The sequence below is a fragment of the Microvirga ossetica genome (genome assembly GCF_002741015.1).
GTDB lineage: Bacteria > Pseudomonadota > Alphaproteobacteria > Rhizobiales > Beijerinckiaceae > Microvirga > Microvirga ossetica.
The window spans coordinates 4,056,036-4,070,545 of the sequence record NZ_CP016616.1 but is presented as its reverse complement, the minus strand read 5'-3'; the positions used below and the strand labels follow the sequence as shown (position 1 = coordinate 4,070,545).

Genomic DNA, 14,510 nt, shown 5'->3' with positions numbered 1-14,510 from the left:
GACGCCACCCATATCTGAGGAAAGTGCCTCAGATGGGAACGCCCGCCGCTAATCCAAGCCCAAAACCATGGTTCTCAAACTGGATGCAGTTTAGATCTTGAAGGGCAAGGGTTCGGATTGCTCGAGGAACAGCGTCGAGTGGTCCTGCCGGCGGTCGAGGTCGGCCATCAGCGCCTCGTGGCGACGCAGTTCACGGGCGGCGCTCTTGGCGCGGCTCTCGATCAGTGCGGTCATGAAGCGCGAGAACTTCGAAGGGGCTTTTGCGGTGCCGAGAAGGGCGGAAGAAAAAACAGCTGCGATCATGGGCTCATCTCCAACAGTTTGGCGCTGAGACCCTTCAGCGTTCCTCTGTTATCGTTGAGGGGAAGATAGGCTCGGTCCGACTTTAGTTGAAGTCACAGGATCACATGCACGTCATGCGTCCTTCGCAGAGCAGCGTCACAAAAGATTAACCATTAGGCACCAGGCGCATATTTCATGAGCCGGCTGCATCAAGCAGAAGCGATGCCTGCCCGGTTCCTTCGCACTCCCAAAAGCGGTTTATACTTTGAGGGTCGATGCTTCTTTTTATGCGGACGCGTCGGTCGGGGCGGGCCCAGAGCGCCACGTCAGTGAAAACCGGGTCCACTTTTCCGCACGATGCGCTAGCGTGTCCGCCTCTTCAGTCCCGATTCCGGTGATGCTTTCCATGGCCCAGTTCCAGTTTTTCGACGACACCACCTCTCCCGCTCAAGGCCCCGAGCACATCGCCAAGCTTCGCGCCGATATGGCCCGCCGCGGCTTCGATGGCCTCGTGGTGCCGCGCGCCGACGAGCATCAGGGAGAATATGTGCCGAAGAGCGCCGAGCGCCTGGCCTGGCTCACCGGCTTCACCGGCTCGGCCGGCACCGCCGTCGTGCTGCAAGGCGAGGCCGCCCTCGTGGTCGATGGGCGCTACACGGTGCAAGCGGCCGAGCAGGTGGACACCTCCGTCATCACGCCGGTCCAGCTCGCCGATTCCACGCCCGAGGACTGGATCGCGGAACACCTGCCGCCCGGCGGTGTGCTCGCCTACGATCCGTGGCTTCATACCGGCGACGGCCTGAAGAAGCTGGAGGAGGCCGTGAAGCGTGCCGGCGGAAAGCTTGCGCCCGTCGATATCAATCTCGTCGATGTGATCTGGATCGACCGCCCGGCCCCGCCGCAGGCTCCCGTACGGCCGCATCCGCTCGCCTATGCCGGCGAGGCGGCGCCTGCAAAGCTCGAGCGCATCCGCAAGAAGATGGCGGAGGCGAAGCTCGACGCGCTCGTCATCTCCGATCCGCACAACCTCGCCTGGGCCTTCAACCTGCGCGGCGGCGATGTGGGGCACACCCCCCTGCCGCTCGGCTATGCGATCCTGCCCAGGGAGGGCCCGGCGAGCCTGTTCTTCGATCCGGCGAAGGTGACGAACGAGGCGGGCGATGCCGTGGGCGAACTTGCGGAATTCGCGCCGATCAGCACCTTTCAGGGCGCGCTCGACGAGCTCGGCCAGACCGGCGGTAAGATCCGCATCGATTCGGCCACCGGCGCCGTCGCCCTGATCCGGCGCATCGAGGCGGCCGGCGGCAAGGTCGATGTCGGCGCCGATCCGATCGCCCTCATGAAGGCGGTCAAGAACGAGGCCGAGATCGCGGGATCGCACGCGGCCCATCTGCGCGACGGCGTGGCGGTCGCCCGCTTCCTCGCATGGCTCGACCGCGAGGCGCCCTCCGGCAAGCTGACGGAGATCGATGCAGTCGAGGCGCTGGAGGCCTTCCGCGTCGAGACGGGCGCCTTGAGGAACGTCTCGTTTCCAAGCATCTCGGGCGCCGGCCCCAATGCCGCCCTGCCCCATTACCGCGTGACGAGCTCGAGCAATCGCCCCATCGAGCTGAACCAGATCTTCCTCATCGATTCCGGCGCGCAATACGAGGACGGCACCACGGACATCACCCGCACGATCGTCGTGGGCGAGCCGAATGCGGAGATGAAGGATCGCTTCACGCGGGTGCTGAAAGGTCATATCGCCATCGCGCAGACCGTGTTCCCGAAAGGCACGACGGGCGCGCAGATCGATGCCTTTGCCCGCAGGCCTCTCTGGGAGGCCGGCCTCGATTTCGATCACGGCACCGGCCACGGCATCGGCAGCTATCTCTCCGTGCACGAAGGCCCGCAGCGCATCGCCAAGACCGGCCACACGCCGCTGGAAGTCGGCATGATGCTGTCCAACGAGCCGGGTTTCTACAAGCCCGGCGCCTACGGCATCCGGATCGAGAACCTGATCCTCGTCGAGAAGCGCACGATTCCGGGCGGCGACCGCGAGATGATGGGCTTCGAGACGCTGACCTTCACGCCCATCGACCTGCGCCTCGTGGAGCCTGCGATCATGACGGCGGATGAGATCGCCTGGCTCAACGCCTATCACGCCAGCGTCCGCGACAAGATCGGTCCGAAGCTCGATGCCGAGACGCGGGCGTGGCTGGAAAACGCGACGCAGCCGATCAGTTAGAAACCCATCGCTGTCATTCCGGGGTGGCTCGTCAGAGCCGGGTCCGGAATCCATAACCGCTAACAGCGCAGAAAGAGCGCAACGTCGCTCGCACTTTTCTGAGACGCCGTGTTTATGGATTCCGGGCTCCGCTGACGCGGCCCCGGAATGACAGTGGATAGCGTCCGTTTAGATGAGGTTCCGCAGCACCACGACCGAAATCACTCCAACCGCTATCGTGCCGAGCAGCGGAAGCCGGAAGGCTGCGACGGCCGTGATTCCTGCTGCGATGGCTTCCGCCCAGCCGGTGGTGAGCGCAGTCGGCGCGATCACGGCCACAAGCACCGCAGGCGGAATGGCATCGAAGGCGGCCTTGGCGCGGCCCGTGAGCACGAGGCGGTCGGCCACGAAGAGGCCTGCGATGCGCGTGAAATAGGTCACGACCGCCATGGCGAGGATGGCGAGCAGCGTCGTCGTATCGAGGCTCATGAGCGCGCCTCCCGAGGAGCGGCGATGTAAGCGGCGGCGATGCCGGCGAGAGCGCCCGACGCCACATGCCAGGGCGCGCCGATGAAGTGATGGACCAGGGCCGCGACGCCGGCGCTGACAGCGACCGTGACCAGCGTCACGCGGCTGCGGCCGAAGCCGGCGACGAGGCCGATGAACAGGGCCGTGAAGGCGAAATCCGCGCCGATCCGCTCGGGATCGCCGAGGAACGAGCCGAGGAAGGCACCCAGCCCCGAGAACAACGTCCAGTTCGCCCACAGCACGATGCCCATGACGGCCCAATAGGCGCCTGTCACCGGGCGATCCATCGCGCGGCGCTCGGACAAGGCCCAGGCCTCGTCGGTGAGGAAGAAGAAGGCGAGGAACTTCTGGATCCGCGACATCCTGACCTTCGGCGACAGCGAAGCCCCCATGAGCACGTGGCGCGCATTGATCAAGAGCGTCGCGAAGGCCAGCGTCAGGATCGGCGCCGGATGGATCCAGGTCTCGATGGCGGCGAACTGCGCCCCACCGGCGAACACGAGGGCCGACATCACCGTGACCTCGAATGGCGTCAGCCCCTTCGCAGCAGCCACGGCGCCGAAGAGAAGGCTGATCGGGACAGCCGCCACGACGATGGGTGCGATGTCGCGAAGGCCGGCCCGGACTTCGCGGCGATAGTCGATGGTGAAGGGACTTGCTCGATCCATGGCCCTGCTCTCTTCCCGGCCTTATGCAGGAGGAACAGCGGGCCGTCTTGGATGAAAGTGCTGTTCTGAGGATGGAGCATCGGATCGATCCCAAAAGTGCAATCCACTTTTGGGATCGATGCTCTAGGCCGCCCGATAGGCGCCGGGCGTCACGCCCATGCGGGCCTTGAAGACCCGGTTGAGGTGGCTCTGGTCGAAGAAGCCGCAGGCGGCGGCGACATCGCCGGGCGCCTCGCCCTGCCCCAGGAGCCGGGTCGCGGCGCGGAAGCGCCGGTCGAGGAGATAGGCATGCGGGGTCAGGCCGGTTTCCTTGGCGAACGCGCGGATGAAGTGGCTGCGCGACAGGCCGGCGAGATTCGCAAGATCGGCAAGGTCCGCCTCCTCGTCGAGATGGGCGTCGAGATGATCGCGCACCCGCAGGATGCTCTTCGAGCCGTAGCGGATGGTCGGCAAGGCATCGAGATCGGCCCAGCGGGCGATCAGGCGGCTTAAAAAGTCGATCAGCCGGGTGTCCTGCTCCATCTCGGAAGTCCAGCTTTCGTCCTGGCAGAGACAGGCGTGGAGCCTGACCTGGGCCTGGAACAGCGCGGGATCCCTGATCACGGAATGCGGGAACCAGGGGGCACGGGAGAGCGGGCGCCCGGCCACATCCTCCGCGATTTCCTGCATCAGCTCGGCGGACGGATAGAAGGTGCGGTATTCGAACCCGCCGCCATAGGGCTCGCCATCGTGGATCTCGTCAGGGCAGACGACGGCCACCGAGCCCGCCGGCGCGTAATGCTGCTCGCCGCGATGGAAGAAGGTCTCGCAGCCGGCCAGCACCGCCGCGATGGCATAGGTGTCGTGGCTGTGTCGGGCATAGGCGTGACGGCGGAAGGTCGCGCGCAGGCAGTCGAGGCCGCGAAAGCGCGGCACCCGCCAGAAATGCGTCACGTCGCCCGCTCCGACCTGATCAGGATCGAGCGAGACCTCGGGGGCGATCACCGTCATGGGTGCACCATGCCACATCGAGGCTTGTGTGTCTTGGACAGGAATCTCACCCCCGCCCGACGAGGGCGAACCAGCCGTCCTCGTCCATGACCTGAAGCCCGAGCTCGGCCGCCTTGGCGAGCTTGGAGCCGGCTCCGGGGCCGGCCACCACGATATCGGTCTTCTTGGACACGGAGCCCGCCACCTTGGCCCCCAGCCGCTCGGCCATGGCCTTGGCCTCTTCCCGGGTCATCTGCTCGAGGGAGCCGGTGAACACCACGGTTTTGCCGGCAACCGGCGAGCTCGCGGTAGCCGGCGCCTCCATCGGCTCGGTGGCGACTTCCGCAAGCAGTGCGTCGAGCATCTCCTCGTTGTGGCCTTCCTTGAAGAACTCGACGATGGCATCGGCCACCACAGGCCCGATGCCGCCGATGGCGGTCAGCTCCGCATGCGCCTCCGACGCGGGATCGGCCGCGGCCTTCGCGGTCTCACGCAAGTGCTCGAAGGTGCCGAAATGGCGCGCCAGCAGACGCGCCGAGGTCTCGCCCACATGCGGGATGCCCAACGCGAAGATGAAACGGTTCAACGCAATCGAGCGGCGCGCCTGAATCGCGGCGAACAGGTTCTTCGCGCTCGTCTCGCCCCAGCCCTCGCGGTTCTCGAGCCGCTTGAGGCTCTTCGCATTGCGCACTTCCAGCGTGAAGATGTCCTGCGGACGCTGGATCAGGCCTTCCTCATAGAACTCGTCGATGCGCTGCATGCCCAAGCCTTCGATGTCGAAGGCGTTGCGCGACACGAAGTGCTTCAGGCGCTCGCGAGCCTGCGCCGGGCAGATGAGGCCGCCGGTGCAGCGGCGCACCGCATCCTCCTTGCCCGTGCGCGGATTGACCTCGCGCACCGCATGGCTGCCACAGGCCGGGCAGGTGGCCGGAAATTCATACGGCTTCGCATCACGCGGGCGCTTCTCCAGCACCACGTCGAGCACCTTCGGGATCACGTCGCCGGCGCGGTTGATGACGACCGTGTCGCCGATGCGGATGTCGACGCCGCCCCGGATCTTCTCGCCGTTGCCGCCGATGCCCTTGATGTAATCCTCGTTGTGCAGCGTCGCGTTCGACACGACGACGCCGCCGACGGTAACGGGCTTCAGCCGCGCGATGGGATTGAGCGAGCCGGTGCGTCCCACATTGATCTCGATGCCTTCGAGCACCGTCACGGCCTTCTGCGCCGGGAACTTGTGCGCCAGCGCCCAGCGCGGCGAGCGCGAAACGAAGCCGAGGCGCTGCTGCAGGCTTAAGGAATCGACCTTGTAGACGACGCCGTCGATGTCGTAGCCGAGATTGGCGCGGTCGGTCTCGATGGCGTGGTAATGCTCGAGCAGTTCGGCAACGCTCGTGCAGAGGCGGGTCAACGGATTGACCTTGAGGCCGAAGCTCTTGAAGCATTCCATCATGCCGTGTTGCGTCGTCGCCGGCATCTTGCTGACCTCGCCCCAGGCATAGGCGAAGAAGCGCAACGGACGCGATGCGGTGATCGATGCATCGAGCTGGCGCAGGCTGCCGGCCGCGGCGTTGCGCGGATTGGCGAAGAGCGCCTTTCCGGCCGCCTCCTGGCGCGCATTGATGGCGGCAAAATCCTCGTGCGAGAGATAGACCTCGCCGCGCACCTCGAAGATGTCGGGAACACCCGAACCCTTGAGCCGATGCGGGATGTCGGCAACCGTGCGGGCATTGTTGGTCACGTCCTCGCCGACCGCGCCGTCGCCGCGGGTGGCGGCGGAGACGAGCTTTCCGTTCTCGTAGCGCAGGCTGAGCGACAGGCCGTCGATCTTCGGCTCGGCGGTGAAGGCGAGCGGCTCCTCGGCCTTCCATTGCAGGAAGCGGCGGATGCGTTCGACGAATTCTTCCACCTCCTCGTCCGCGAAGGCATTGCCGAGCGAGAGCATCGGCACCTTGTGACGGATCTTGCCGAATTTCTCCGACACCTTGGAGCCGACCTTTTCGGTCAGGCTCTCGGGCGATTTCAGCTCGGGAAACTGGTCCTCCAGCGCCTCGTAGCGTTGGCGCAGGGCATCGTATTCGGCATCCGAGACGCTGGGCGCATCCTCTTCGTAATAGCGCCTGTCATGGTCCTTGATCTCGGCGCCGATCGCCTCGTGCTCGAGTCGCGCCTCATCGGGCGTCAGGTGATCGACAGGAGTTTCGCTGGAGGATTTGCGTGGGGGCATGATCGAATCGTCTTTGAGGTCGCTTGAACCATAGCGCTCCGCCGGAGAGTCTCCAGGGGCGAGACGCGACGGTGCACGCAATTCACCGTCATCCCGGACGCCGTTGGCGATCCGGGATCGCGTGCAGGATAGCGCGCTATTCCCCTCCCCCCTTGTGGGGGAGGGCCAGGGAGGGGGGTGTGAGCGATAGCCTATCAAGGTATGGCGCCAGCACCCCCCTCTCCAGCTCTCCCCCACAAGGGGGGAGAGGGCTTCCTGCGCTCTTCTCGTCGAGCGCTCGCAAGCCCAATTCCTCGCCGTCATCCCCGGACTTGATCCGGGGATCCCCGTCTTGGCAGCGCGGCGGGTCGCAAGACGTCATGGCCGGACCCAGTCCGGCCATGACGTCGCGGGTATGGCCCTGACGCGGAGAGGTATTGTTCAGGCGATGTCAAACAGCCAGCACCTGTGGGCCCGGAGCTTTGGGCTCCGAGCCTGTGGTGAGATCGAGGGTGGCGCGATCGGCAGCCCGGCTCGAGGATGCATGCGTTTGATGGAAGAGCCGGGAGGCCGCTTCGCGCACGGCTTTTTTAGGCGGACAGGCGGTGCCGGCTCAGTGACTGCGCCAGGCGGGAACCGCAACGTCAGCGGCGGCCTCGACCCAATCCCTATTCAGCAGCACACAGCCTGGGCCTCCCGTCGACAGGGGTGCGAGACCTGTCACGGGACCGTGCCTGCTCCCACACTGCGACGCCTCGCGAGCGCGCCCCTCGTGCAGGAGCAGATCTTAGGCAAGTGTATAGCCGAGGTTGCCATCCCTGTCAAGAACAAAGTGTGAACATAACGTTGCCCGCGCTCTTCCGCTCACCCCCTCTCGTCCCCTCGACGTCATGGCCGGCCTTGTGCCCGCCATCCCGATACGGACAAGCGCCGCGCCTCAAACAATCGAGATCCCCGGGACAAGCCCGGGGATGACGTGAGTGGGTGTGTTATGAAGGACAGTGTCATTCCCGGCCGGAGCGCAGCGGAGGGGAAGGGAATCCACTCGCGAGCGCAACACCATGGGTCCCCTTCCCTCGCTTCGCTCGCCGGGGACGACACGCGGGTCTCCTCTTTCCGAGGCGGGACGGGGGCATGGGTGAAGGCGTGTTGTTTCGGGATGAGCCGCTCCCCCGCCTCCGCCGTCGAAGGCGTCAAGCGCAGCACCCCATCCGGCACCTGGCCTCCCCTCACCCCTCCCTCCACCGACCGGGAGAGCGAGAGGCAGTCTCCCTGCCCGGCGTTCCCGATCGACTGCCGCATTGGAGAGCGCATGCTCAGACGGCGGTGTTCGTCCGGGAAAGCCCCGTCAGCGCGCCGCGCAGGTTGTCGGGGTCGAGGCCGGAAAGCCCGGCCTCGATGGCAGCGTGGAGCTGGCGCCAGATCGGCACGGCGGAGGCCAGCACCTGCAGGCCCCTGTCGGTCAGGTGGAGGCGGCGGTTGCGGCGATCAGTGGGGTCCTTCTCGATCAGGACCAAGCCGTTTCGCTCCAGGGGCTTCAGGGCTGCGGTGAGCGTGGTCCGGTCCATCGCCAGAAGCCGGGCCACCGGTGCGATGGATGGAGGATCGGGCCAGTTCAGGGCGTTCAGCAGCGAGAACTGGCCGGAGGTCAGGCCGACCGGGCGCAAGGCGTCGTCGAACAGCCGGGAGAGCGTGCGGGCGGCGCGCTGGGCGTGCAGGCAAAGGCAGGTATCGCGCACCTGCAGGGTCGTCTCGAAGGGAACGTGGCGGCCGTTTGACATGCTCGAATTATGTTGATATCAACTTATTTGTCAAGGAAGACAGGCGCGAAAGCGCCGCAAAGTCGAGCTTTACTGCCGAAAAATCCCAGGGAGATACGCGATGAAGTATGTCGATGGTTTCGTCATTGCCGTGCCGGCGGACAAGCAGGAGGTGTACCGCAAGCACGCTGCAGAGGCGGCTCCCCTGTTCAAGGAATTCGGCGCCACCCGCATGGTCGAGTGCTGGGGCGACGACGTGCCGGACGGCAAGATCACCGATTTCCGCCGGGCCGTGCAGGCCAAGGACGATGAAGTCGTGGTGTTCAGCTGGATCGAGTATCCGTCCAAGGAAGTCCGCGACGCCGCAAACGAAAAGATCATGACGGATCCGCGCATGAAGGCCATGGGCGAGCAGATGCCCTTCGACGGCAAGCGCATGATCTTCGGCGGCTTCCTGCCGATCCTCGACGTCTAAAGCATCGGACCCGAAGGGTCGCGTCAGCGAAAAACCGACTCTACTTTTCCGCACGATGCACTAGCCTCTCACGAACCAAGCTCCGCGAAAGCCAGCTCCACCTTTCAGCTTAGGAGATGCCCCATGGCCAACCGGCACGGCGATTTCATCTGGTATGAGCTCCTGACCACCGACGCCGACGCGGCGGCCCGCTTCTACGAGGCCGTCATCGGCTGGAACGCCCGGGCTTTCGAAGGCTCCGACATCGGCTACAGGCTTTTCTCGATCGGCGGCACGGACGTGGCCGGCTTCATGCCGATCCCGGCGGATGCCAAGGGCATGCGGCCGGGATGGCTTGGCTATGTCGGCGTCGACGACGTCGACAAGATCGCAGCCGAGATCGTCCAGGTCGGCGGCACACAGCACATGCCGCCGACCGATATCCCCGGCGTCGGCCGCTTCGCGATGGTCGCGGATCCGCAGGGCGTCCGGTTCTACGTGATGCGCGGCGCGTCGGAGGGCACGAGCGCCTCCTTCTCGCCGAAGCAGACCGGGCATTGCCAGTGGAACGAGCTTTCCACCACCGATCAGGAAGCGGCGCTCGCCTTCTACAAGGCCCGCTTCGGCTGGGATAAGGGCGACGCCATGCCCATGGGCGAGATGGGCGACTATCAGTTCATCACCCATCACGGCGAGACGATCGGCGCCGTGATGCGGCGCACGTCCGACGGGCCGCCGCCGGCGTGGACTTTCTATTTCGGCATCGGCGACATCGATGTCGCCGCGACGGCCATCTCCGGCAATGGCGGCACGATCCATTACGGACCTGCCGAAGTGCCGGGCGACTTCTTCATCATCGTCGCCAGCGATCCGCAGGGAGCCCTGTTCGGCCTCGTCGGTCCGCGGAAGAAGTGAAGACTTCCAGGAGCAACCCATGGCTGACAACCTCACCCCCGCCGCAGAGCTCGCGCGGCGTTCTCCAGTGCGCTTTCCGAACGAGAGCGCGGAATATCGCGCGGCGCGCACGGCGCTGCTCGCGGAGGAGATCGAGCTGCGCCGCCACCTGGAGCGCGTCGCCGCCCAGCGCCGCACCCTGCCGCCCGGCGGCGAGGTGACGGGCGACTACCGCTTCGAAGGAGAGCGCGGTCCCGTGAGCTTCGCCGATCTCTTCGGCGACAAGCAGAACCTCGCAATCTACAGCTACATGTTCGGTCCGCAGCGCGAACGCCCCTGCCCCATGTGCACCAACCTGCTCGGCGCCATCGAAGGCAACGGCGCCGACATCCAGCAGCGCATGGCGTTCGCCGTCGTCGCGCGCTCGCCCATCGAGCGGCTGAAGGCCTGGAAACGGGAGCGCGGCTGGACGAACCTGCAGCTCTACACCGATCTCAACGGCAACTATTCCCGCGATTATCACGGGGTGCTGGAGGACGGCTCGGAGATCCCGAGCTTCAACGTCTTCACGCGCCACGACGGGACCATCCGCCATTTCTGGAGCGGCGAGATGACCGGCGATTCCGCCGATCCCGGCCAGGTTCCCCGCGGCGCCCCGGACTTCGCACCTCTCTGGAACGTGCTCGACACCACCCCGGACGGGCGCGGCACGGATTGGTATCCGAAGCTGAATTACGGGACGTGAGGGGCCAACCATTGATGTCCTTCCCGGCCTGCGGCCGCCGGGGATGACACCCTCCCGCGTCATAGCCGGCCTACCAGGTCCCAGGAACCTCCAGCCTCATCCTGAAAGTCTGGCTCATCAATCTCTCGCCTCATCCTGAGGAGCAGCCATAGGCTGCATCTCGAAGGAGGGTCCAGAGAGCACTGGAGATGCCCTCGTCCTTCGAGACGGCCTGACGGCCTCCTCAGGATGAGGGCTAGAGCATCGGACGGTTAAACGGACGCATATCCGGCAGCCTTAAGGTAGTTCCAGCACTCTTGTGGTTCGAACAGGTTGCAGATCTCACCGAGCGCTCGCCAGAGCGCGTCGAACGTTCGGGCCTCGGCCTTGCGCAAGTGCGCTTTGATCTTGGCAAAGGCCTGTTCAATTGGATTAAGATCAGGCGAATAAGCAGGTAAAAACAGGAACCAGGCTCCGCGTTGCTTCAGACACTGAGCGGCCTTCTCGCTCTTGTGGACAGCCAGGTTGTCGAGGATCACCACATCGCCTTTGCGCAGCGTCGGCGCGAGCTGCGTCTCAATGTAAGCCTCGAACGCCAACCGGGTGATCGGGCCATCGATGATCCACGGCGCGCACAACTCGTTGCACCGTAGCCCAGCCAGAAAGGTATGGGTTTTCCAGTGTCCAAAGGGAGCTTTCATGCGTAGGCGCTGGCCCCTGCGGCTCCGCCCGCGCAGGCGCGTCATCTTGGTGTTGACATACGTCTCGTCCAGGAACACCAGCCGGTGCGTCTCCTGGCGCATGCGCGGCTGGCGCTGGGCATGCCAGACCCGGCGCTCATCCCGCACATCGGCGCGTGCGCACTCCGCCGCCATCAGGCATTTTTTTATATGAGAAGCCGTGCCGGCACAGGAAGCGCGAGAGCATCGCGGGAGCCGCAACGATCCCATGCTCAGTCAGCAGCCTTGCGGCCAGCTCGGGCATGGTGATGGCCGGCTCGGCCTCGACCGTCTGGATCAAGAAGCTCTCATAGGGCACCAGCTTGCTGCGTCCGGGCGGACGGCCTTGCCGGGCCGGTGCCGGCGAGCCGAACCGCCGCTTCCGCTGCACCAGCTTGATGGCGAAACTCTCGCTGACGTCAAAGTGCTGGGCTGCCGCCCGGCAGGAATGACCTGCATCGACAAAGTCGGCGACGCGCACCCGCAGATCCAGGGAATAGCAATGACCCATAATCCACCTCCCAGTCCAGGCAGTGAATCACAGCTCGGCCTCGCACAGAAGCCAGGAGTCTCATTTCCGGTCCGAGGCTCTAGATGTTTGATCCCAGGGTTTGATGGTGCATTCTTATCGCCGGAATGGAGGGATGCGCTTCTCTATTCGGCCCCTCCAAGTCAAGCGCTTTTAAGGCATCGGCCATCCCACCTCCAGGCAGTCGTCTCTCGCAGGGCCTTGCTTCTCTCCGGGATCGGCACATTTGCCCTCCCACCATGGGATTCGTAGGATGAGGTGGCTCAATCTATGGGGCGTTCTGGCCGCGGCAGCGCGGCCGATACAAGCGCATCCACGAGCTCGCCTGATCCATCGTCCTGCGAAGGACGTCTTTCTTCCGCCTTCTGGCGGAATTCGAGTTATCTCATTGCCCGTTCCGGTATGGCATCTTAGACAGCTGCGGGTATGCTTTCCCTCGTCCAGCGGAATACGGTGCCATCGCTCCAGATGCGGTGCATGATCACGCCCAGACGCCGGGCCAGCGCAACAATGGCTTTTCGCCCACCACGCCGTTTGGCGATATTCATCGCCCATGCTTTCAACCACGACCACTTCACGTGAACATTCGTCAGCATGACTTGAGCGGCTTCGTACAACAGCGTTCGCATCATGCCATCCCCGCAGAGGGAGACGCGGCCGATCCGGTTGCTCTCACCCGACTGATGAAGCACCGGCGTTAACCCCAGGGAGGCACCCACGGCTTTGGAGTTCCGGAAGCGAGCCGGAACGTCGATAGTACTGGCATAGGCTAAAGCGACAACGGGACCGACCCCTGGAATGGTCATCAGGCGTCGACAAACACCGTCGTCGCGGACAATCGATAGCAGCTTTCGATGAAGACGCTCGAACTCCTCTCGAAGCTTTCGCCGGCTGGCCAGCAGCGGCTCTATGATCTCTGCCAGGTCAGGCAGACAGTCAAGGAGTTCGCGAATGCGGATGTCGAATTTGGCTGCGCCAACGATGCCGACTTTGAGGCCGAAGTTGCGCAGCAGGCCGCGAATATCATTCTCAAATGCAATCGCCTTCTCCTGCAGCAACTTGCGGGCGGTCAGGAGGGCGCGCCGCTTTTGGCTGGTCAGGGTTTTTACATGAACCGGTCGGAACAGATTCACCCGCATCATCTGCGCAATGCCACGTGCGTCGTTGCGGTCACTCTTGTTCACCTGTGCCTTGAGGAATGCCTTCGTATGGCGGGTCTCGATGCAGACGATAGGCAGACCGGCTTCTGCAAGCCCACTGAACAGCCATTGCGACAAAGGGCCAGCCTCAAGGCCGATCCGCTCGAGCCGCCAAGCAGGATCGTGGAGGACTTGCGCGAGATCGTCTGGGTGGCTCGGCACCTTTGTCTCGCGACAGATCCTACCCGTTTCATCCACAACGCACACCGACGTCTCTTTCACCGAGACGTCCAGTCCAGCATAGTGCTTCATGCTAGGCTTCCTTTCCTGATGCTTGTGCTTGATCCAACAGACCAGGTTTCATCATCGTCCCGCGGCGCGCGCCTTTCTAGCCCAAGCCATGGGATGGCAGGCCGAATACTCCATCTATGGGCCAGGTTCTCCATGGGAGCGCCACAACGCTCGATCCAGTCCGTCGAGCAATACAAAATAGTCAAGCGAGCCTGAGGGCCCTGGCCGAGCGCCATGGCATCAACCCGAAGACGGTCGCCAAATGGAAGAAGCGGGATACCACCGCAGATCGCCCGACGGGGCCGAGAGCACCGCATTCCACGGTGCTCTCGGTTTCGGAAGAGGCGATCGTCGTCGCCTTCCGCAAGCACACCCTGCTGCCGTTGGACGATTGCCTTTACGCCCTTCAGCCCACCATCCCGCACCTGACGCGCTCATCCCTGCATCGCTGTCTGCAGCGGCATGGTATCAGCCGCTTGCCAGAGGTGACCGGTGACAAGCCCGCCAAGAAGAAGTTCAAGAGCTACCCGATCGGCTACTTCCACATCGACATCGCCGAGGTGCATACGGAAGAGGGCCGGCTTTATCTGTTCGTGGCCATTGATCGCACGTCTAAATTCGCCTTTGCCCAACTGCATGAGAAAGCCACAAGGCGCGTGGCGGGTGACTTCCTGCGGGCGCTGATCGCGGCCGTGCCTTACAAGATCCACACGGTTCTCACCGACAACGGCACTCACTTCACCACACCCGGCAACACCAGTTCGGCTGCCCCTCTGATCAAAGAGGCGATGGCCCACGGCGAGATCTTCCGGGCCCATTCGTTCGAGCTCGCCTGTGCGCAGAACGACATCGAGCACCGCCTGACCAAACCACGCCATCCCTGGACGAACGGACAGGTTGAGCGCATGAACCGGACCCTCAAGGACGCGACCGTCAGGCGCTACTACTACGACACCCACGACCAGCTGCAGGGGCACCTGGGCGACTTCCTCGCCGCCTACAACTTCGCCCGAAGGCTCAAGACCCTGCGCGGCCTCACCCCCTACGAGTACATCTGCAAGATCTGGACAAGCGAGCCTCAACGCTTCAGGCTCGACCCGCTCCACCAAATGCCGGGACTAAACATCTAGGGGGCGGAAAC

At 64.3% G+C, this 14,510-nt stretch carries 12 protein-coding genes and 1 pseudogene; 5 read left to right on the top strand and 8 right to left on the bottom strand.

Annotation, left to right across the window (positions count from 1 at the left end):
* Positions 1 to 90 precede the first annotated feature (90 nt).
* Positions 91 to 303: a hypothetical protein gene (locus tag BB934_RS19410; protein ID WP_099511100.1), complete on the bottom strand. Its 213-nt coding sequence runs from the start codon at positions 301 to 303 to the stop codon at positions 91 to 93.
* A gap of 385 nt (positions 304 to 688) precedes the next feature.
* Here BB934_RS19410 and BB934_RS19405 point away from each other — a divergent pair, with 385 nt between their 5' ends.
* Positions 689 to 2,509 carry an aminopeptidase P family protein gene (locus BB934_RS19405; protein WP_173909472.1) on the top strand — a complete coding sequence of 607 codons (1,821 nt, stop codon included), beginning with the start codon at positions 689 to 691 and terminating at the stop codon, positions 2,507 to 2,509.
* A gap of 168 nt (positions 2,510 to 2,677) precedes the next feature.
* Here the strand turns inward: BB934_RS19405 and BB934_RS19400 are convergent, their stop codons facing one another.
* From BB934_RS19400 to BB934_RS19375, 5 genes are all read right to left on the bottom strand, one after another.
* A complete protein-coding gene (locus tag BB934_RS19400) occupies positions 2,678 to 2,977 on the bottom strand; it encodes an AzlD family protein (protein ID WP_099511099.1) in 300 nt (99 codons plus the stop codon).
* A complete protein-coding gene (locus BB934_RS19395; RefSeq protein WP_099511098.1) occupies positions 2,974 to 3,684 on the bottom strand; it encodes an AzlC family ABC transporter permease in 711 nt (236 codons plus the stop codon). Before BB934_RS19395 ends, BB934_RS19400 begins: the two co-directional genes overlap by 4 nt.
* Before the next feature lie 123 nt (positions 3,685 to 3,807).
* The gene (locus BB934_RS19390) at positions 3,808 to 4,674 is read right to left on the bottom strand and encodes an AraC family transcriptional regulator (protein WP_162299176.1); all 867 of its coding nucleotides are present in this window, start codon (positions 4,672 to 4,674) and stop codon (positions 3,808 to 3,810) included.
* A gap of 46 nt (positions 4,675 to 4,720) precedes the next feature.
* The gene (gene ligA, locus BB934_RS19385; RefSeq protein WP_099513042.1) at positions 4,721 to 6,880 is read right to left on the bottom strand and encodes an NAD-dependent DNA ligase LigA; all 2,160 of its coding nucleotides are present in this window, start codon (positions 6,878 to 6,880) and stop codon (positions 4,721 to 4,723) included.
* Positions 6,881 to 8,175: 1,295 nt separating this feature from the next.
* Positions 8,176 to 8,640, bottom strand: coding sequence for a MarR family winged helix-turn-helix transcriptional regulator (locus tag BB934_RS19375; protein WP_099511095.1), 465 nt, complete (start codon positions 8,638 to 8,640; stop codon positions 8,176 to 8,178).
* 100 nt (positions 8,641 to 8,740) lie between these two features.
* Between BB934_RS19375 and BB934_RS19370 the strand changes: the two genes are divergently transcribed.
* The 3 genes from BB934_RS19370 to BB934_RS19360 all read left to right on the top strand — a co-directional run bounded on the left by BB934_RS19370 (position 8,741) and on the right by BB934_RS19360 (position 10,712).
* Entirely contained in the window at positions 8,741 to 9,094 is a 354-nt protein-coding gene (locus tag BB934_RS19370) for a DUF1428 domain-containing protein (protein ID WP_099511094.1), read from the top strand.
* A 123-nt stretch (positions 9,095 to 9,217) separates the two neighbouring features.
* Positions 9,218 to 9,988 carry a VOC family protein gene (locus BB934_RS19365; protein WP_099511093.1) on the top strand — a complete coding sequence of 257 codons (771 nt, stop codon included), beginning with the start codon at positions 9,218 to 9,220 and terminating at the stop codon, positions 9,986 to 9,988.
* Positions 9,989 to 10,007: 19 nt separating this feature from the next.
* The gene (locus BB934_RS19360; RefSeq protein ID WP_099511092.1) at positions 10,008 to 10,712 is read left to right on the top strand and encodes a DUF899 family protein; all 705 of its coding nucleotides are present in this window, start codon (positions 10,008 to 10,010) and stop codon (positions 10,710 to 10,712) included.
* Positions 10,713 to 10,963: 251 nt separating this feature from the next.
* Here BB934_RS19360 and BB934_RS19355 read toward each other — a convergent pair.
* Positions 10,964 to 11,921, bottom strand: a pseudogene (locus BB934_RS19355) (IS630 family transposase).
* A gap of 428 nt (positions 11,922 to 12,349) precedes the next feature.
* A complete protein-coding gene (locus tag BB934_RS19350) occupies positions 12,350 to 13,390 on the bottom strand; it encodes an IS110 family RNA-guided transposase (protein ID WP_099508092.1) in 1,041 nt (346 codons plus the stop codon).
* A gap of 116 nt (positions 13,391 to 13,506) precedes the next feature.
* On the opposite strand from BB934_RS19350, the gene BB934_RS19345 reads away from it, so the two are divergent.
* Positions 13,507 to 14,499 carry an IS481 family transposase gene (locus BB934_RS19345; RefSeq protein WP_099511091.1) on the top strand — a complete coding sequence of 331 codons (993 nt, stop codon included), beginning with the start codon at positions 13,507 to 13,509 and terminating at the stop codon, positions 14,497 to 14,499.
* The last annotated feature ends 11 nt before the right edge of the window (positions 14,500 to 14,510 follow it).